Annotated in this window: 13 protein-coding genes and 5 tRNA genes; 17 read left to right on the forward strand and 1 reads right to left on the reverse strand. The window is 40.6% G+C overall.

All coding sequences use genetic code 11. The annotated features are described in order from the left end of the window. Positions 1–90: 90 nt before the first annotated feature. From trpE to FHR28_RS15280, 16 genes are all read left to right on the forward strand, one after another. Entirely contained in the window at positions 91–1,584 is a 1,494-nt protein-coding gene (gene trpE / locus FHR28_RS15205) for an anthranilate synthase component I (RefSeq protein ID WP_166783005.1), read from the forward strand. A gap of 98 nt (positions 1,585–1,682) precedes the next feature. After that, positions 1,683–1,758 (forward strand) — tRNA-Thr (locus FHR28_RS15210). Positions 1,759–1,811: 53 nt separating this feature from the next. Beyond that, positions 1,812–1,895: transfer RNA gene (locus tag FHR28_RS15215), tRNA-Tyr, on the forward strand. A gap of 32 nt (positions 1,896–1,927) precedes the next feature. Further along, positions 1,928–2,003, forward strand: a tRNA-Gly gene (locus FHR28_RS15220). Between the two features lie 11 nt (positions 2,004–2,014). Beyond that, positions 2,015–2,089, forward strand: a tRNA-Thr gene (locus FHR28_RS15225). 144 nt (positions 2,090–2,233) lie between these two features. Further along, positions 2,234–3,424 carry an elongation factor Tu gene (gene tuf, locus FHR28_RS15230; protein ID WP_004723653.1) on the forward strand — a complete coding sequence of 397 codons (1,191 nt, stop codon included), beginning with the start codon at positions 2,234–2,236 and terminating at the stop codon, positions 3,422–3,424. Positions 3,425–3,474: 50 nt separating this feature from the next. Further along, positions 3,475–3,550: transfer RNA gene (locus FHR28_RS15235), tRNA-Trp, on the forward strand. 74 nt (positions 3,551–3,624) lie between these two features. Next, positions 3,625–4,065 carry a preprotein translocase subunit SecE gene (gene secE, locus FHR28_RS15240; protein ID WP_004718489.1) on the forward strand — a complete coding sequence of 147 codons (441 nt, stop codon included), beginning with the start codon at positions 3,625–3,627 and terminating at the stop codon, positions 4,063–4,065. 7 nt (positions 4,066–4,072) lie between these two features. Further along, positions 4,073–4,606, forward strand: coding sequence for a transcription termination/antitermination protein NusG (nusG, locus tag FHR28_RS15245; protein ID WP_004718486.1), 534 nt, complete (start codon positions 4,073–4,075; stop codon positions 4,604–4,606). A 117-nt stretch (positions 4,607–4,723) separates the two neighbouring features. Next, positions 4,724–5,152 (forward strand): 50S ribosomal protein L11, encoded by a 429-nt coding sequence (gene rplK, locus FHR28_RS15250; RefSeq protein ID WP_004718484.1) that lies wholly within the window; start codon positions 4,724–4,726, stop codon positions 5,150–5,152. Between the two features lie 3 nt (positions 5,153–5,155). Then, positions 5,156–5,851, forward strand: coding sequence for a 50S ribosomal protein L1 (rplA, locus tag FHR28_RS15255; RefSeq protein WP_004718482.1), 696 nt, complete (start codon positions 5,156–5,158; stop codon positions 5,849–5,851). Positions 5,852–6,212: 361 nt separating this feature from the next. Further along, positions 6,213–6,719, forward strand: coding sequence for a 50S ribosomal protein L10 (rplJ, locus tag FHR28_RS15260; RefSeq protein ID WP_004718479.1), 507 nt, complete (start codon positions 6,213–6,215; stop codon positions 6,717–6,719). Between the two features lie 48 nt (positions 6,720–6,767). Continuing rightward, positions 6,768–7,133 carry a 50S ribosomal protein L7/L12 gene (gene rplL, locus FHR28_RS15265; protein WP_004718477.1) on the forward strand — a complete coding sequence of 122 codons (366 nt, stop codon included), beginning with the start codon at positions 6,768–6,770 and terminating at the stop codon, positions 7,131–7,133. Positions 7,134–7,437: 304 nt separating this feature from the next. Next, complete coding sequence (gene rpoB / locus FHR28_RS15270) at positions 7,438–11,526, forward strand: DNA-directed RNA polymerase subunit beta (protein ID WP_004718475.1); 4,089 nt, start codon at positions 7,438–7,440, stop codon at positions 11,524–11,526. Positions 11,527–11,680: 154 nt separating this feature from the next. Then, positions 11,681–15,874, forward strand: a complete 4,194-nt coding sequence (gene rpoC / locus FHR28_RS15275; protein WP_004718473.1) for a DNA-directed RNA polymerase subunit beta' — start codon at positions 11,681–11,683, stop codon at positions 15,872–15,874. Between the two features lie 86 nt (positions 15,875–15,960). After that, entirely contained in the window at positions 15,961–18,168 is a 2,208-nt protein-coding gene (locus FHR28_RS15280) for a tetratricopeptide repeat protein (RefSeq protein WP_166783006.1), read from the forward strand. A 115-nt stretch (positions 18,169–18,283) separates the two neighbouring features. Here the strand turns inward: FHR28_RS15280 and FHR28_RS15285 are convergent, their stop codons facing one another. Beyond that, a complete protein-coding gene (locus FHR28_RS15285; protein ID WP_166783007.1) occupies positions 18,284–19,324 on the reverse strand; it encodes an IS481 family transposase in 1,041 nt (346 codons plus the stop codon). A 131-nt stretch (positions 19,325–19,455) separates the two neighbouring features. On the opposite strand from FHR28_RS15285, the gene FHR28_RS15290 reads away from it, so the two are divergent. Next, positions 19,456–20,019 carry a hypothetical protein gene (locus FHR28_RS15290; RefSeq protein WP_166783008.1) on the forward strand — a complete coding sequence of 188 codons (564 nt, stop codon included), beginning with the start codon at positions 19,456–19,458 and terminating at the stop codon, positions 20,017–20,019. Positions 20,020–20,107: the final 88 nt, after the last annotated feature.

Genomic DNA, 20,107 nt, shown 5'->3' on the forward strand with positions numbered 1-20,107 from the left:
ATGAATAGCAAACGCACTTTTCGATGGCGTCACTAAGTGAAATGCAGAGACATCCATACTTAGTATTATCGAAAATAGAGAGAATTCCTGATGACAACCTTAGCGCAATTTGAACAACTAAAATCAGTGGGTTATAACCTTATCCCTGTATACCGCCAACGCTTAGCCGATACAGATACGCCATTGTCTGTATTTGCACGTTTAAAACAGCATCAACAAGCCTATCTTTTTGAATCTGTCGAAGGTGGTGAAAACTGGGCAAGATATTCAATTATTGGACTGGGAGAGTCAATCGTGTTTTCCTGTAATGCAGGACAGCTCACGATAAAATTAGTAGATGGCTCGATAGATACCCAACTATGCGCAGATCCCTTTCAATATATCCGTGATTTTCAAGCGCAGTTTAAAGTACCCACCCAGCAAGATTTACCCGCACTGCCTAATTTTACTGGCGGCTTGGTGGGCTACTTTGGCTATGACGCAGTACGTTATATTGAGCCACGGTTAAAGAATGTGCCTGAGGCGGATCCCGTTGGACTGCCTGACTTATGGATGATGTTGTCTAAAACCGTCATTGTGTTTGATAACTTAAAAGATACTTTGTTTTTAATCGTGCATGCAGATGTTAATGATACAGAGGCTTATGCCAAGGCTCAGCAACAGCTGGATGAGATTGAGGCATTATTGGCTATGCCAATCAGCTTGGTTGCTAAAAAACATACCGCTCCGCATTTTGAGTCACTGACTGGGCATGACAAATTCCTTGAGTCAATTGAGAAAGTTAAAGAATATATCCGTGCTGGTGATGTGATGCAGGTTGTTCCTGGGCATCGTATGGTGTCGGATTTTGATGGTGAGCCTTTACAGGTTTATCGCGCATTACGACATCTCAATCCATCACCATATTTATTTTTGGTGCAAGGGCAGACCCTTTTAGATCAAAAGCCGTTTCATATCGTAGGTTCTTCACCGGAAATTCTTTCTCGACTCGAAAATGGGATCGCGACTGTACGTCCGCTTGCAGGTACACGTCCACGAGGAAAAACCAAAGAAGAAGATTTGGCGCTTGAAAAAGATTTGCTTTCTGATGAAAAAGAGATTGCGGAACATTTAATGCTGATTGATTTAGGCCGTAATGATGTGGGGCGCGTCTCGAAAATCGGTAAAGTGCAAGTGACTGATCAAATGGTGATCGAACGTTATTCACATGTCATGCATATTGTTTCCAATGTACAAGGTGAAGTGTTGGATGATGTCGATGCTTTGGATGTTTTTAAGGCAACTTTTCCAGCAGGCACGCTTTCAGGTGCCCCAAAGATTCGTGCAATGGAAATTATTGACGAAGTTGAGCCGGTAAAACGTGGAATTTTTGGTGGTGCAGTGGGTTATTTGGGCTGGCATGGCGAAATGGACATGTCGATTGCGATCAGAACCTGTGTTATTCGTGAAAATAAGGTCTATGTACAGGCTGGCGCAGGCTTGGTTGTCGACTCAAATCCTGAATCAGAGTGGAATGAAACCCAAATAAAAGCTCGCGCAGTGATCAAAGCGGTTGAATTATCGTCAAACGGATTGATTTTATGAGTTTTTGAGGTTTTTTTTGCAAAAAACACTTGCAAGGATTCTGAGTTTTGCTAAACTGCACACCGTTCCGATACGAAACGTACGAAACACTAAGAAACGCCGGCATAGCTCAGTTGGTAGAGCAACTGACTTGTAATCAGTAGGTCCACAGTTCGAATCCGTGTGCCGGCACCATCTTAAGGTTTTGTGTTATAATGTTGAAGAACAACACTGAAAGTAAGTGTAAAGGTGAGATTCCCGAGCGGTCAAAGGGAGCAGACTGTAACTCTGCCACGAAAGTTTCGAAGGTTCGAATCCTTCTCTCACCACCATTACTTCGATAAGTGGTAATTACCAACATTAAGCGGGAGTAGCTCAGTTGGTAGAGCGGTAGCCTTCCAAGCTACATGTCGCGAGTTCGACCCTCGTCTCCCGCTCCATCGAAGATGATGCTCTTATAGCTCAGTGGTAGAGCACTCCCTTGGTAAGGGAGAGGTCTCGAGTTCAAATCTCGATAAGAGCTCCAGATACAATTTGGTAGATTATTCTACACCAGTTTCTCAAAAGCAGGCTTATTAGTCTGCTTTTCAAGTATTAGGTGTCTAGTTTTTTAGACGATTGTCGATGCTGAGTTGTTTAACTCGTGTTCGACATAAACGAGGAAGAGCAAATGGCTAAGGCTAAGTTTGAACGTAATAAGCCACACGTAAACGTGGGTACAATTGGTCACGTCGACCATGGTAAAACAACTTTAACTGCTGCAATTGCAACAATTTGTGCAAAAACTTACGGCGGTGAAGCTAAAGACTACGCAGCAATCGATTCTGCACCAGAAGAAAAAGCACGTGGTATTACAATTAATACTTCACACGTAGAATACGATTCTCCAATTCGTCACTACGCTCACGTAGACTGCCCAGGTCACGCCGATTATGTTAAAAACATGATCACTGGTGCTGCTCAGATGGACGGTGCGATCCTTGTATGTGCTGCGACTGATGGTCCAATGCCACAAACTCGTGAACACATCCTTCTTTCTCGCCAAGTAGGTGTACCTTATATTCTTGTATTTCTTAACAAGTGTGACCTTGTTGATGATGAAGAATTACTTGAATTAGTAGAAATGGAAGTTCGTGAACTTCTTTCTACTTATGACTTCCCTGGTGATGACACTCCTATCATCCGTGGTTCAGCACTTGCTGCACTTAATGGTGATGCTGGTCAATATGGCGAATCAGCTGTACTTTCACTTGTTGAAGCGCTTGACTCTTATATTCCAGAACCAGAACGTGCTATCGATAAAGCATTCTTGATGCCAATCGAAGATGTATTCTCTATTTCTGGTCGTGGTACAGTGGTAACAGGTCGTGTAGAATCTGGTATCGTTAAAGTCGGCGAAGAAGTTGAAATCGTTGGTATCAAAGATACAGTTAAAACAACTGTAACTGGCGTAGAAATGTTCCGTAAACTTCTTGACGAAGGTCGTGCGGGCGAGAACTGTGGTGTTCTTTTACGTGGTACTAAGCGTGAAGACGTACAACGTGGTCAAGTACTTGCTAAACCAGGTACAATCAAGCCGCACACTAAATTCGACGCAGAAGTATATGTACTTTCTAAAGAAGAAGGTGGTCGTCATACTCCGTTCCTTAACGGTTACCGTCCACAGTTCTACTTCCGTACAACTGACGTAACTGGTGCAATCCAATTACAAGACGGCGTTGAAATGGTTATGCCAGGTGACAACGTTGAAATGTCAGTAGAACTAATTCACCCAATCGCAATGGACCCAGGTCTACGTTTTGCGATCCGTGAAGGTGGTCGTACAGTTGGTGCTGGTGTAGTTGCTAAAGTAACTGCATAACCGCTAATATGTTTGTTCTAACCGAGAGTTTAGGCTCTCGGTTTGTTTATAGGTCAGTAGTTCAATTGGTAGAGCGTCGGTCTCCAAAACCGAATGTTGGGGGTTCGAGTCCCTCCTGACCTGCCATTTTTTAAATAAAAAACTTGATGTCGGCTAAACTGGTCATATAATAAGTCGCGAAACCTACGACGAGTACAAAAATGTCGAATGATAAATCACGTGACGCAATGGGCGGCGCGGCAATTCCTCAAAGCAACAATTCTGCTGAAATGGTGAAGACAAGTTCTCCATTTGATTTTATTTTGTGGATCATAGCATTGGCTTTATTTGGCGGTGCGTTGATGACAAATCAATATCTTCCAGCGTATTGGGCACCTGCAAATAGTGTCTGGGTGCGTATTGGGGTAATTTTAGCTTGTATCATCGTAGCTTTAGGTTTATTATACGCCACCCATCAAGGCAAAGGCTTTGTTCGTTTGCTTAAAGACTCTCGTATCGAATTGCGTCGAGTTACATGGCCTACGAAACATGAAACAGTAACCACTTCATGGCAAGTTCTCCTCGTTGTTGTAGTTGCCGCAATTATTTTGTGGTGTTTTGACTATATCATCGGTTGGTTTATGAAGTTTATTATCGGGTAAGAGAGCTATGAAACGTTGGTACATTATTCATGCCTATTCAGGTTATGAAAAACAAGTGATGCGTTCACTTAATGATCGAATCCAGCGTAGCGCTGTTGCTGATAGTTTTGGTGAAGTCCTTGTTCCTACCGAAGAAGTGGTAGAGATGAAGGATGGTAAGAAACGTAAATCAGAGCGTAAATTCTTTCCTGGCTATGTGTTAGTTGAAATGGAAATGAATGATGAAACTTGGCACATTGTTAAAGAATGTCCAAAAGTATTAGGTTTCATCGGTGGTACAGCTGAAAAGCCAGCACCAATTACGCAAAAAGAAGCTGATGCGATTCTTGCACGTGTACACAATAAAGGTGAAGCACCTCGTCCTAAGACGATGTTTGAGCCGGGTGAAGAATTACTTGTTACTGATGGTCCATTCACAGACTTTAAAGGTGTGGTGGAAGAAGTTCAGTACGAAAAATCACGTTTAACGTTGACGATTAATGTATTTAATCGACCAACTCAAGTTGAATTGGAATTTCGCCAAGTCGAAAAAACAATTTAATTTGCACTGTTTGAAAGCGCCCGATTTGTTATGGATCGGGCATTGTTGTTGTAACGGTATCGTTACTTGAAATGTTGGGGAGCTCTAAAAGGCGTTTGTACCCAGAGGTAATTTGAAATGGCTAAGAAGATTGACGGCTATATCAAGCTGCAAGTTCCAGCTGGTAAAGCGAATCCATCTCCACCGATTGGTCCTGCACTAGGTCAACGTGGTGTTAACATCATGGCATTCTGTAAAGAATTCAATGCTGCTACACAAAAAGTTGAACAAGGTCTTCCAATTCCTGTAGTGATCACTGTGTACAACGATAAGTCGTTCACATTCATCATGAAAACTCCACCTGCTGCGATTCTTCTTAAGAAAGCTGCTGGTATCCAAAAGGGTTCTGCTGTACCAAACAAAACTAAAGTTGGTAAGTTGACTCGCGCTCAGTTAGAAGAAATTGCGACTACTAAAGAACCAGATTTAACTGGTGCTGATTTAGACGCACGTGTACGTACCATTGCTGGTTCTGCGCGTTCTATGGGCTTGGAAGTGGAGCTATAAGACATGGCAAAGTTAACTAAACGTCAAAAAGCCATTGCTGCAGCTATTGAAGCAAACAAAGTTTATACTTTGGAAGAAGCAGTACAAGTTCTTAGCAGCCTACCTGCTGCAAAATTCAAAGAATCTTTGGATGTTGCGGTAAACCTAGGTGTTGATCCTCGTAAATCTGACCAAGTTGTTCGTGGCGCGACTACACTTCCTGCAGGTACTGGTAAAACTGTACGTGTTGCTGTGTTTGCTCAAGGCGCTGCTGCTGAAGCTGCTAAAGCTGAAGGCGCGGACATCGTTGGTTTTGATGATCTTGCTGAAAGCATTCAAGCGGGTAACTTAGACTTCGACGTTGTGATTGCTGCTCCAGATGCAATGCGTGTTGTTGGTAAGTTAGGTACGATCCTTGGTCCACGTGGCTTAATGCCAAACCCTAAAGTGGGTACTGTAACTCCTGACGTAGCAACTGCAGTTAAAAATGCAAAAGCTGGTCAAGCACGTTACCGTGTAGACAAAGCGGGTATCATCCACGCTGCGATCGGTCAAGTAGGTTTCACTGCTGAAGCTGTTCGTTCAAACGTTGAAGCGCTTATCGCTGACCTTAAGAAAGCAAAACCTGCGACTTCTAAAGGTATCTACATCCAAAAGATCACTTTGAGCTCAACTATGGGTCCTGGTCTTGTTGTTGATGTACAAAACGTTTCTAAATAATTATTTTTCAATAATTATATTGCGATAAAAGAATTTTAAAGTCCTGAGTGAAATTTGAAGTGTTACTTTAAATTTTACGCAAGAAAGAGTGATGGCTTCTATTGAGGTTGAGCTTTTCTTCTTGTGGATTGATAAAGCATTGCTTTGTTGATCATCAGGCGGACTTTGAATTGATAGATGTAAATTTATCAGCGTCAAAGACCTCAGGCGAGGGGAGTCTTCGGATTCGCTTCTTAAAATACCAGTCTGAGTAGACGCGGTGGTGTGATTGATTCCTCCTCCGCGTGTAAGTCAAGAGATTGATTTACGAATTGGGAGTGCAGTCCGTGGATTGCATAAATCACCGTTAGGAGGTTTTACAATGGCTCTTCTTATCGAAGACAAAAAACAGATCGTTGCGGAAGTAAATGAAGTTGCTTCTACCGCGTTTGCTGCTGTTGTTGCTGACTACCAAGGTTTAACAGTTGAACAATTGACTACACTTCGTGTTGAAGCTCGTAAGTTAGGTGTTAAGACACGTATCGTGCGTAACACTTTGGCTAAACGTGCTTTCGAAGGTACTCAATTTGATATCTTAGACGAAAACCTTGTTGGTCCAACTATTCTAGCTTTTTCAACTTCTGAAGATGACATGGGCGCAGCTGCTCGCTTGTTTGAAGAATTTGCTAAAACTAACAAAGCATTTGAACTTAAAGCTGCTGCATTTGACGGCAAACTTTATCAAGGTGCTGACGTTAGCGTTATCGCGAATCTTCCGAACCAAGAAAAAGCACTTACTATGCTTGCCAATGTTCTTCAAGCTCCTATTTCGAAATTGGGTCGCCTTATTACAGCGCTCAAAGAGAAAAACGAGTCAGAAGCTGCATAAGCTTAATAAATTTCACACACCATTCAATATCCATTTGGAGTTATTCTCATGGCTTTAACTAACGAAGAAATCTTAAACGCAGTTGCTGAAAAAACTGTTCTTGAACTTGTTGAACTTATCTCTGCTTTCGAAGAGAAATTCAACGTATCAGCTGCTGCTGTAGCTGTAGCTGCAGGTCCTGCTGCTGCTGTTGCTGAAGAGCAATCAGAATTCAATGTTGAATTGACTTCTTTCGGTGCTAACAAAGTTGCTGTAATTAAAGCAGTACGTGAAGTTACTGGTCTTGGCTTGAAAGAAGCTAAAGACTTAGTAGAAGGCGCTCCTTCAAATCTTAAAGAAGGCGTTTCTAAAGAAGAAGCTGAAGAACTTAAGAAAAAACTTGAAGAAACTGGTGCTACAGTTACTGTTAAGTAATTTCGCTAGGGGTCGAATTTTAATTTGACCCCAAAAATTGGCTGATGGCTCTTGGGTCATCAGCCTTTTTGCGTTACAATAATCGGCTCGATTTTAGATTGATTGGTAGAAAAACCATCAATTTTAAAAATAAATAAACACAATCAAACGCTTACCAATATTTTTCCATTTTAAAAATATTGCTAAGCGTTTTGTACCACTGAAATTTGCAGCATTTGTATAAAAGTGGTGGTCATATCGACCTGCGTAATTCCTTCTAAGTTCGTTCTGCAGGCGGACTTAGTTTACTTTCCGAGGACTCCAGATGGCATACTCATATACCGAAAAGAAACGGATCCGTAAGAATTTTGGTAAATTGCCCCAAGTCATGCATGCTCCGTACCTGCTCTCGATTCAAGTCGACTCGTACAGAACATTCTTGCAAGACGGCAAAACACCAAAAAATCGCGAAGATATCGGTCTCCAAGCTGCATTTCGTTCAGTTTTTCCTATTGAAAGTTATTCGGGCAATGCTGCTTTAGAATTCGTTGAGTATAGTCTTGGTAAACCAGAGTTTGATGTTCGCGAATGTATTCTTCGTGGCTCAACCTTTGCGGCACCAATGCGCGTTAAAATTCGTTTGATCATCAAAGATCGTGAAACGAAATCTATTAAAGACGTACGTGAACAAGAAGTGTACATGGGTGAAATGCCACTCATGACTGAGAATGGTACCTTTGTCATCAATGGTACTGAGCGTGTAATCGTATCTCAATTACACCGTTCACCAGGCGTATTCTTTGACCATGATAAAGGTAAAACGCATTCAAGCGGTAAAGTGCTTTATTCAGCACGTATTATTCCTTATCGTGGTTCATGGTTAGATTTTGAGTTTGATGCTAAAGATTTAGTCTTTGTACGTATTGACCGTCGTCGTAAATTGCTTGCGACTGTTGTGTTACGTGCATTGAGCTATAGCAATGAACAAATTCTGAATATGTTCTACGAAAAAGTACCTGTATATCTTGATATGGGTAGCTATCAGATTGACCTTGTGCCTGAACGTCTTCGTGGTGAAATGGCTCAATTTGATATCGTGGACAATGATGGTAAAGCCATTGTTGAACAAGGTAAACGTATTAATGCTCGCCATGTACGTCAAATGGAAGCTGCTGGTTTAACTAAACTTCCAGTTCCAGATGAATATTTGTATGAGCGTATTACTGCTGAAGATATCGTACTTAAAGACGGTGAAGTAATTACTGCTAACACTGTATTAAGTCATGAGATTTTGGTCAGAATTGCTGAAGGTGGTATTAAACAATTTAATATCCTGTTCACCAATGACATCGATCGTGGTTCTTTTGTTGCTGACACCTTACGTGCAGATACAACATCTGGTCGTGAAGAAGCACTTGTAGAAATCTACAAAGTGATGCGTCCAGGTGAGCCACCAACGAAAGAAGCGGCTGAAAACTTATTCAATAACTTATTCTTCTCTACAGAGCGTTATGATTTATCGCCTGTGGGTCGTATGAAGTTTAACCGTCGTTTGGGTCGTCCTTACGAAGTAGGTACAGATCAGAAGTCTCGTGAAGTAGAAGGTATTCTTTCTAACGATGACATCATTGATGTACTGAAAACACTGGTAGAAATTCGTAACGGTAAAGGTGAAGTCGACGATATCGATCACTTGGGTAACCGTCGCGTACGTTCTGTTGGTGAAATGACAGAAAACCAATTCCGTGTTGGTTTAGTTCGTGTTGAACGTGCTGTTAAAGAGCGTTTAAACCAAGCTGAAACAGATAACTTGTCTCCACAAGATTTGATCAATGCGAAACCAGTTGCTGCTGCAATCAAAGAATTCTTTGGTTCAAGCCAATTGTCACAGTTTATGGATCAAAACAACCCATTGTCAGAAATTACACACAAACGTCGTGTATCTGCGCTTGGGCCTGGTGGTTTGACACGTGAACGTGCGGGCTTTGAAGTACGTGACGTACATCAAACTCACTATGGTCGTGTATGTCCAATTGAAACACCTGAAGGACCAAACATTGGTTTGATCAACTCGCTTTCTGTTTATGCAAAAGCGAACAACTTCGGTTTCTTGGAAACACCATACCGTCGCGTTGTTGATGGTCGTGTAACAGATGATGTTGAATATTTATCTGCAATTGAAGAAGTAGGTACTGTTATTGCACAGGCCGATTCTGCATTGGATAAAGATGGACATTTAACAGAAGACTTCGTTTCAGTACGTCACCAAGGTGACTTCGTTCGTATGCCACCTGAAAAAGTGACGCATATGGATGTATCTGCTCAACAGGTTGTATCTGTCGCTGCATCACTTATTCCATTCCTTGAACACGATGATGCCAACCGTGCATTGATGGGTTCAAACATGCAACGTCAGGCTGTTCCTACATTGCTTGCTGATAAACCACTTGTGGGTACTGGCATGGAAGCAAACGTAGCGCACGACTCTGGTGTATGTGTGATCGCGAAACGTGGCGGACGCATTGAGTTTGTAGATGCATCACGTGTGGTTATTCGTGTCAACGAAGATGAAATGATCGCGGGTGAAGCAGGTGTAGATATCTACAACTTGATCAAATACACGCGTTCAAACCAAAACACATGTATTAACCAAAAAGTGCTTGTGAGCATGGGCGATAAAGTCGGCCGTGGTGACGTTCTTGCTGATGGTCCATCAACTGATGGTGGTGAATTAGCATTGGGTCAGAACATGCGTGTCGCGTTCATGACTTGGAACGGTTATAACTACGAAGACTCGATTTTATTATCTGAACGTGTTCTTCAAGAAGATCGTTTAACGTCAATTCATATTCAAGAATTATCATGTGTTGCGCGTGATACGAAGTTAGGTGCGGAAGAAATCACTGCCGATATTCCTAACGTAGGTGAAGCAGCGTTATCTAAACTTGATGAATCAGGTATTGTTTATATCGGTGCTGAAGTCGCAGCGGGTGATATTCTTGTTGGTAAAGTGACACCTAAAGGTGAAACACAATTAACCCCTGAAGAAAAATTACTTCGTGCAATCTTTGGTGAGAAAGCGGCAGACGTTAAAGATTCATCTTTACGTGTTTCTTCAAGCGTTAAAGGTACAGTCATCGACGTTCAAGTGTTTACACGTGACGGTATCGAGAAAGATGAACGTGCTCAAGCGATTGAGAAAGCGCAACTTGATGCTTATCGTAAAGACTTGAAAGAAGAATTCAAAATCTTCGAAGAAGCTGCTCGTGAACGTATTATCCGTTTGTTAAAAGGCCAAGAGTCGAATGGCGGCGGTACGACCAAGCGCGGTGATAAGCTATCTGAAGATGTATTGTCTGGTTTAGAGCTTGTTGATCTTTTAGAAGTTCAACCAACAGACGAAGGTATCGCTGAACGCTTAACTCAAATTCAAGTGTTCTTGAAAGAGAAGAGCTACGAGATTGATGAGAAATTTGCTGAGAAAAAACGCAAACTTTCTACAGGTGATGAGCTTACAACAGGTGTCTTGAAAGTTGTTAAAGTTTACTTAGCTGTAAAACGTCGTATCCAGCCTGGTGATAAGATGGCGGGTCGTCATGGTAACAAAGGTGTTGTATCAAACATCTTGCCTGTTGAAGACATGCCGCATGACATCCATGGTGTTCCAGTTGATGTCGTACTTAACCCATTGGGTGTACCATCACGTATGAACGTGGGTCAGATTCTTGAAACTCACTTAGGTATGGCTGCAAAAGGTCTTGGCGATAAGATCGACAAGATGATGAAAGAGCAACGTACCGTTCTTGAGCTTCGTGATTTCTTAGACAAGATTTATAACAAAGTTGGTGGCGAGCAAGAAGATCTTGATAGCTTAACTGATGAAGAAATCTTGGTGTTATCAGGTAACTTGCGTAAAGGTGTTCCTTTAGCTACGCCAGTATTTGATGGTGCAGAAGAAAGTCAGATCAAAGAGTTACTTGAGCTTGGTGGTATCTCACGTACAGGTCAAACAGTATTGTATGACGGACGTACAGGTGAGCGTTTTGACCGCCCAGTAACTGTTGGTTATATGTATATGCTCAAGTTGAACCATTTGGTTGATGACAAGATGCATGCACGTTCTACTGGTTCTTATTCACTTGTAACTCAACAACCGCTTGGTGGTAAAGCACAATTCGGTGGTCAGCGTTTCGGTGAGATGGAAGTCTGGGCACTAGAAGCTTATGGTGCTGCTTATACACTTCAAGAAATGCTTACTGTGAAGTCGGATGACGTTGAAGGTCGTACTCGCATCTATAAGAACATTGTAGATGGTAACCATTATATGGATCCGGGTATGCCTGAATCGTTTAACGTATTGACCAAAGAGATCCGTTCTTTAGGTATCAACATTGAACTGAAAAATGGTGACTAAACTTCACCATTGAATCTCCCTAAATCCCTCTTTATGAAAGAGGGACTTTCCCCCTTAGAAAAAGGGGGATCAAGGGGGATTAAAATTCAGTGAAAAAACAATATTTGTGACCCAGTCGTAGCCTGAAAAGCGCTTCGACACACGGAGAAAAAAATTGAAAGACTTGCTCGATATCATGCGCAAAAAGACGGATTCAGATGGTCATGCTCCAGTAGAGTTTGACCGTATCCGTATTGGTCTTGCGTCACCAGAAATGATTAAGTCATGGTCTCACGGTGAAGTTAAAAAGCCAGAAACCATTAACTATCGTACGTTTAAACCAGAACGTGATGGTTTATTCTGTGCCAAAATCTTTGGTCCAGTAAAAGATTACGAATGCTTGTGTGGTAAATACAAGCGTATGAAATATAAAGGCGTCATTTGTGAAAAATGTGGCGTTGAAGTAACAACTGCAAAAGTTCGTCGTGAGCGTATGGGTCACATCGAGCTTGCTTCTCCAGTTGCGCATATTTGGTTCTTGAAATCATTACCAAGCCGTATCGGTTTATTACTTGATATGACTTTACGTGATATCGAACGTGTATTGTACTTTGAATCTTATGTGGTTACTGATCCTGGCATGACGCCAATGGAAAAGTACCAACTTCTTAACGATGAAGAATACTTCACTGCGTTAGAAGAACATGGTGACGAATTCAGCGCGAAAATGGGTGCAGAAGCAGTTCAAGATTTGTTGAAAGACATTGATCTTGAAGCTGAAATTTCTCGTTTACGTGAAGAAATTCCGAACACAACTTCAGAAACGAAGCTTAAAAAAGCCTCTAAACGTTTGAAGTTGATGGAAGCGTTCAAAGAGTCGAACAACAAGCCAGAATGGATGGTGATGAATGTACTTCCAGTACTTCCACCTGATCTTCGCCCGTTGGTACCGCTTGAAGGTGGTCGTTTCGCGACTTCTGACTTGAACGATCTTTATCGTCGTGTGATCAACCGTAACAACCGTTTAAAACGTCTTCTTGACCTTGCTGCACCAGACATTATCGTGCGTAACGAAAAACGTATGTTACAAGAGTCTGTAGATGCGTTATTGGACAATGGTCGTCGTGGTCGTGCTATTACCGGTTCGAACAAACGTCCGCTTAAATCTTTGGCAGATATGATCAAAGGTAAGCAAGGTCGTTTCCGTCAAAACTTACTTGGTAAGCGTGTTGACTACTCTGGTCGTTCGGTAATTACTGTAGGTCCAACTTTACGTTTACACCAATGTGGTCTTCCGAAGAAAATGGCACTTGAATTATTCAAGCCGTTTATCTTTGCTAAGCTACAAGCTTCTGGCCAAGCAACAACCATTAAAGCTGCGAAGAAAATGGTTGAGCGTGAAACTCCTGAAGTTTGGGACGTTCTTGCATCTGTAATTCGTCAACATCCAGTGATGTTGAACCGTGCGCCAACACTTCACCGTTTAGGTCTTCAAGCATTTGAACCTATTCTAATTGAAGGTAAAGCGATCCGTTTACATCCACTCGTTTGTGCTGCGTTTAACGCCGACTTCGATGGTGACCAAATGGCGGTTCACGTTCCATTAACACTTGAAGCTCAATTAGAAGCTCGTGCGTTAATGATGTCGACCAACAACATCTTGTCACCTGCCAACGGTGAGCCGATCATCGTACCTTCTCAGGACGTTGTCTTGGGCTTGTATTACATCACACGTGATGCAATCAATGCCAAAGGTGAAGGCATGGTGTTTGCGGATACTCACGAAGTAAACCGTGCACTTGCAACAGGTCAAGTTGACTTACATGCGCGTGTAAAAGCACGTGTACACCAAACAGTGATTGATGAAAACGGTAACCGTGAGCATCAAACCATTGTTGTAGATACGACACCTGGTCGTTGCTTACTTTGGGAAGTTGTTCCTGAAGGTATGGATTTCCAACAAATCAACGTTGAGATGACTAAAAAGAACATCTCTAAGTTGATTAACTCTTGCTACCGTAAATTAGGTTTGAAAGATACTGTTATCTTTGCTGACCAATTGATGTACTTGGGCTTCCGCCAAGCAACACGTTCTGGTGTTTCTGTGGGTATGGAAGACATGTTGATTCCGCCACAAAAACAAGCAATTATCGAAAAAGCAGAAGTTGAAGTTCGTGAAATTGAACAACAATTCGAGCAAGGTTTCGTAACTGCGGGTGAGCGTTACAACAAAGTTGTCGATATTTGGGCGCGTACTAACGACCAAGTTGCCAAAGCGATGATGGACAACTTGTCATTCACGACTGTTAAAAACAAACAGGGTGAAGATGAGAAGCAAAAATCATTCAACAGTATCTATATGATGTCTGACTCAGGTGCCCGTGGTTCGGCAGCTCAGATCCGTCAGCTTGCAGGTATGCGTGGTTTGATGGCGAAACCAGATGGTTCGATCATTGAGACACCGATTAAAGCAAACTTCCGTGAAGGTTTGACAGTACTTCAGTACTTCATTTCAACACATGGTGCGCGTAAAGGTTTGGCCGATACAGCACTTAAAACAGCAAACTCTGGTTACTTGACACGTCGTCTAGTCGACGTTGCGCAAGACTTGGTTATTACTGAGCCAGATTGTGGTACGCTTGAAGGTCTTGTAATGACTCCGTTCATTCAAGGTGGCGATGTCATTGAGCCATTAAGTGTACGTGTATTAGGACGTGTAACTGCTGAAGACGTGAAAAAAGCGGGTTCAGATGAAGTTGTGCTTCCACGTAACACATTGATTGACGAGAAAATCGCGGCGTATCTTGAAGATGCGGGTGTCGATGAAGTTAAAGTACGTTCAGTTGTAAACTGTGCTTCGACTTTCGGTGTATGTGCTAAATGTTATGGTCGTGACTTGGCGCGTGGTCACTTGGTGAATCCAGGTGAATCTGTCGGTGTTATGGCTGCGCAATCAATTGGTGAACCTGGTACACAGTTAACCATGCGTACATTCCACGTAGGTGGTGCTGCAAGCCGAACGTCTGCTGCAAATAGCGTACAAGTACGTAACAAAGGTACAGTTCGTTTCCATAACGTTAAAACTGTTCAACATGCCAAAGGTCACTTGGTGTCTGTTTCACGTTCAGGTGAAATCGGTATCGCTGATGATTTAGGTCGCGAACGTGAGCGTTATAAACTTCCATACGGTGCGTCTATCTTGATTAAAGATGGTCAACCTGTAGAAGGCGGCGGTATTGTTGCAACTTGGGATCCGCATACACATCCATTGGTTACAGAAGTTGCTGGTAAAGCACGCTTCAGCCAAATTTCGGATGGCGTAACTGCAACATCGAAAACTGATGATGCAACAGGTATGACCACTGTTGAAATTTTACCTGTAACAGCACGTCCTGCTTCTGGTAAAGATTTGCGTCCTGCAATCGTGTTGGATACAACCGATGGCGGCGAACAGTTCTACTTCTTGCCACAAAACACGATCGTGACTGTTCGTGATGGCGAGACGATCGGTGTTGGTGACGTTATTGGTCGTGTACCACAAGAAACTTCACGTACTCGTGATATTACCGGTGGTCTGCCGCGTGTAGCTGACTTGTTCGAAGCACGTAAGCCGAAAGAACATGCAATTCTTGCTGAAATCTCAGGTGTTGTAAGCTTTGGTAAAGAAACCAAAGGTAAGAACCGTTTAGTGATTACACCAGATGATGGCTCTGAAATTTATGAAGAGTTGATTCCAAAATGGCGTACCATTAACGTGTTTGAAGGTGAGCATGTGAACCGTGGTGAAACCATTTCTGATGGTCCACAAAACCCACATGACATCTTGCGTTTGAAAGGTGAAGTTGCATTAACCAACTACATCGTGAACGAAGTTCAAGACGTTTACCGCTTACAAGGTGTAAAAATCAACGATAAGCATATCGAAGTAATCGTTCGTCAAATGTTGCGTAAAGTTGACATTACTGACGGTGGCGATACGAGCTTTATCAAAGGCGAACAAGTGGATTACATCCGCGTTGTGGGCGAAAACCAAGCGGTATTGGCTCAGAACAAGTTCCCTGCGAAGTATGAACGTCAATTGATGGGTATTACCAAAGCATCGCTTTCTACTGACTCGTTCATCTCTGCTGCATCGTTCCAGGAAACAACTCGTGTGTTAACTGAAGCGGCTGTAACAGGTAAAGAAGATGATTTACGTGGCTTGAAAGAAAACGTTGTTGTAGGTCGTTTGATTCCAGCAGGTACTGGTCTTGCATACCACTTAGAACGTCGTCGTCAAGAAGCAGAAGCTGCAGAGCATGAGCTTGTAAATGACTTCTCTGAAGTTGATCAAGCATTCTCTCAAGCTTTAAACGAAGATTCTTTCTAAGTTAAACAGCTTTTGAAATGAAGAAGACGCCTTAGGGCGTCTTTTTTTGTATAATCAAAAATTAAATATATTTGAGGGAAGAAGAGGTGAATTTAAAAGAAGCAAAAGAAATTTTTGAACAAGCAATTGAAGCAAATAGAAATGATAATATTGATAAAGCAATTGAATTATTTTCTCAAATTGGAAAAACCTCTAATGAGATGAAAGAAATTTATGCAAAAGCTCAGTTGAATTTAGGAAATTTGTTGAGTGACTTGAAGCGATTTTCAGAAGCAGAGCAAGCGTATAAAAATGTTTTAAGAGCAGATCGAGTTGAGTCATATGCAAGTGCTCAATTGAATTTAGGTATTTTAATAAAACAACAAGAGCGATTTTCAGAAGCAGAGCAAGCGTATAAAAATGTTTTAAGAGCAGATCGAGCTGACACATATGCTAAAGCTCAATTGAATTTAGGAAATTTGTTGGTTGACTTGAAGCGATTTTCAGAAGCAGAGCAAGCGTATAAAAATGTTTTAAGAGCAGATCGAGTTGAGTCATATGCAAGTGCTCAATTTAATTTAGGAAATTTATTGGGTGACTTGAAGCGATTTTCAGAAGCAGAGCAAGCGTATAAAAATGTTTTAAGAGCAGATCAAGTTGATACATATGCAAGTGCTCAATTGAATTTAGGTATTTTAATAAAACAACAAGAGCGATTTTTAGAAGCAGAGCAAGCGTATAAAAATGTTTTAAGAGCAGATCGAGCTGACACATATGCTAAAGCTCAATTGAATTTAGGAAATTTGTTGGTTGACTTGAAGCGATTTTCAGAAGCAGAGCAAGCGTATAAAAATGTTTTAAGAGCAGATCGAGTTGAGTCATATGCTAAAGCTCAAGCAAATCTAGGTTTTTTATATAATAAACTGGGAAAAAGTGAGTTATGTCTAAAGTATCTCAGAAAAGTTAAAAGAAAAGATTCTGAACTTTCATATGCATATGCACAATATTTTTTGTGGTTAAAAACTAAAAATAAGATTTATTTAAAGCATATTATGAGAACAGATGACGAAAAACAGTACTATAACGCTCAATTTAAATTAGGAGAGTTAGAGTATTCTACAGAAAAACCTAAATTAAATAGTATATTAGACTATTGGGACAATATTCCAGAATATTCTGAATCATATACTAAGATATATTACAAAAAGCATTTGATAAGAAAAATTTTTAATACTCAAAAAAGTCTGTCTATGAGCCTATTAGGGATCTTCAAGAAAGTAGATTCTCTTTTGAGTTCTTTGATTATCAAACATGAGAATGAAGATCTAATCGCACATTATACATCTCCATTTGTAGCTAAATTGTTGTTAGCTAAAGACATATGTGGATTTTCTAAAAACTCTAATATGAGACTAAATACAATTGATTTGATGAACGACCCTACAGAAGGAGTAATATTGAATCATTACTTAAACTTATCGCCAGATTTAATATCAACAAATGATCAAGCATTTATGGCATGTTTTACTTTACATCATGATTCACTAAATCAGTTTCGACTTTATGGTAAGGAGAATCAAAAGGAAGGTAGTGGATTAAGTTTAATTCTATCGAATCAGTTTTTTGAACAAGAGAATATCTTTTCGAATATCAGATTTCAAAACGCTGATAATTCAGTGATTGCAGGCAGAGAAGATGATGATCTTACTGATATTAGGGCTAATTCTGTAGTTGAGGATTTGAAGGAAAACATTATTCAAAAGTTACCATTGTATCGTTGCGTTTATATTGATCCAGATTCTAAACTTATTGAAATATCACATAGAGAAGAATGGACTTTTTGTAGAGAAGAAAAAAGCTTAAAGAGCCATAAATGGGATACATATGCTGAGGAAATAAAACAATTACGTGATAGAGTCAGAAAAGAATTTCAAAACTTAGAAAATCTGATACTGCCTCTTTATCAAAGAATTTCTCAAGATTTAAAGAAATACTCTAATGAAGCTGAACTCTTAGCAGAAATTTTATTACCACTTAGATTTTTGGTTAAACATATGGCTTTTAAAGAAGAACAAGAGTGTCGAGTAGTGTATGTAACTCAATGGGATGATCATTTTGTTCAATATGATGAAAATCTTAAACGCTTTTATATAGATTATGGTCAAGATATTGTCACAGATTTAAAGAAAATTTATTTAGGACCTCATGCTTTACATGAAAAAAATATGTTTGAGTACTTATGTTCTCATGCAAAACAAAATAATAGAACAGAACATGAAGTGAAGATAAAAACTTCGCATAATCCGTTAAGATAAGCCGTTAAGAATATTGAAATGAAGAAGACGCCTTAGGGCGTCTTTTTTTATATACTGAGTTGTACTAGCTCAAACCAGATCTGACAGTTACCCATTTTTTAGTGTGCCTGTCAGGTTAAATTTGAGCTAAATTCTTCTCAGCCCAAATTCGCTTCCCATCAAGTAATGTTTCCAGTGGTGTGCGACCACAGCACATTTTTCCCTGATGAGTTCGTTCAGTATTATAGAATTTTTGCCAAACGTCTAGATCAGCTTGTAATTCCTCTAATGTATTATAAAGCTTCTTCCTAAATGTAATTTGATAAAACTCCTGCAAGATCGTCTTATGGAAACGCTCGCATATTCCATTCGTTTGTGGGGATGCTGCTTTTGTTTTGGTGTGATCAATATCATTGATGGCTAAATATAGCTCATAATCATGTTGTTCAACCTTACCGCAATATTCAGTACCTCTATCTGTCAGGATACGCAGCATTGGTAGATCCTGCGACTGATAAAATGGTAGTACACGATCATTTAACAGATCTGCCGCTGTAATCGGTGTTTTCGTTGTATAGAGCTTGCAATGAACGACTTTGCTGTAGGTGTCGATGAAAGTTTGTTGATAGATTCGACCGACACCTTTCAGATTGCCAACGTAAAATGTATCTTGGGCTCCAAGATATCCTGGATGGTGTGTTTCTATTTCGCCACAAGCAACATCATCTTCATGTTTACGCTCAAGTGCAGCAATCTGATGATCATTTAACTCAAAGCCATCTTGTGCCACTTTGGCTTCTAAGGCTTTCAATCGCTTTTTAAAATTCTCTAAATCGTGGCGGAGCCAAATAGATCGAACCCCGCTACCTGAAATGAATACACCATTTTTACGTAACTCATTACTACTGCGGTGTTGACCATAAGCTGGATATTGGATTGCGAAATCAATAACGGCTTGTTCTGTGGCATCGTCTACACGATTCTTAAGATTCGGTACTCTTCGGGATTTATTGATGAGTGAATCAACATCACCTGATTCAACGAGTTCCTGATAACGGTAAAAGGTATCTCTAGAGACACCCATGATTTTACAAGCTCTGGATACATTCTGAAGTTCTTCAGCTAAATTGAGTAAGCCTACTTTGTGTTTGATGATTTGATTGTTAGTATGCAACATAAGAAAGTTACCTTTGTTTGATTAAGATTCGACACCTTTATCAAAACGGGTAACTTTCTCTTTTTCAAGATCAATGTCTGATCAGATCGGAACTAATACAACTGAGTAGACCTCAGTCACAAACATTAAAAATGGCAGTTAAAATTAGAAATATATGGATAGTTTTACTGGCAGTCACGTTCATTCCAGTTTGCTTGTTGATGATTTTACCAGCTCAGCCAGAAATGAATTGGCAGCACGATGTATTTCAATTCATCACAGAAAAATTAAAGATTCAAACGGGAATGTTTGGCCCCTTAGCATTTTATACCGTATCGGTGACTGCATATTTTTCGCTATTGAGCAGCATTTGGGCCGTTTTTTTATTTTGCATGATTTGGCAAGAAGGGCGTCAAACTATACCTCAAACAACGCTCCAGACAGCGCAGTTTAAGTTGTGGGATGCGGTGCTTGTAGTTGTATGTATTCTTGGGTTTATCTGGTTTAGTTTTTCGATGATGCAATGGCATTTCGCGAAACAAGATATGACCATAGGTTTAGGTCGAAATGGCTATTTATTCCAATCCTTGTATCACTATCAACTTGGCGTTGTCTTTGCTGAACTCTTTTTTATGCTTTTCTTGGTATTCAGCCAGCTGGCAATCTTGATGCTTGTTTATGCAAGTTATCGTTTTCTCAAAGAGAAATTTAAATAAGCAAAATTAAGATTCAATATGAGTTATTTAATGATTAACCTGTTGTTTTTAAATATTTAACTAGAAAATGGTTGCTCAAAAATAGGCT

The sequence above is a fragment of the Acinetobacter sp. BIGb0196 genome, from assembly GCF_011759595.1.
GTDB lineage: Bacteria > Pseudomonadota > Gammaproteobacteria > Pseudomonadales > Moraxellaceae > Acinetobacter > Acinetobacter guillouiae.

Bases quoted from the DNA above. Each gene is read 5' to 3' on its own strand.
- trpE (WP_166783005.1), top strand. From the start codon at position 91: ATGACAACCTTAGCGCAATTTGAACAACTAAAATCAGTGGGTTATAAC.
- tuf (WP_004723653.1), top strand. From the start codon at position 2,234: ATGGCTAAGGCTAAGTTTGAACGTAATAAGCCACACGTAAACGTGGGT.
- secE (WP_004718489.1), top strand. From the start codon at position 3,625: ATGTCGAATGATAAATCACGTGACGCAATGGGCGGCGCGGCAATTCCT.
- nusG (WP_004718486.1), top strand. From the start codon at position 4,073: ATGAAACGTTGGTACATTATTCATGCCTATTCAGGTTATGAAAAACAA.
- rplK (WP_004718484.1), top strand. From the start codon at position 4,724: ATGGCTAAGAAGATTGACGGCTATATCAAGCTGCAAGTTCCAGCTGGT.
- rplA (WP_004718482.1), top strand. From the start codon at position 5,156: ATGGCAAAGTTAACTAAACGTCAAAAAGCCATTGCTGCAGCTATTGAA.
- rplJ (WP_004718479.1), top strand. From the start codon at position 6,213: ATGGCTCTTCTTATCGAAGACAAAAAACAGATCGTTGCGGAAGTAAAT.
- rplL (WP_004718477.1), top strand. From the start codon at position 6,768: ATGGCTTTAACTAACGAAGAAATCTTAAACGCAGTTGCTGAAAAAACT.
- rpoB (WP_004718475.1), top strand. From the start codon at position 7,438: ATGGCATACTCATATACCGAAAAGAAACGGATCCGTAAGAATTTTGGT.
- FHR28_RS15285 (WP_166783007.1), bottom strand. From the start codon at position 19,324: ATGTTGCATACTAACAATCAAATCATCAAACACAAAGTAGGCTTACTC.
- FHR28_RS15290 (WP_166783008.1), top strand. From the start codon at position 19,456: ATGGCAGTTAAAATTAGAAATATATGGATAGTTTTACTGGCAGTCACG.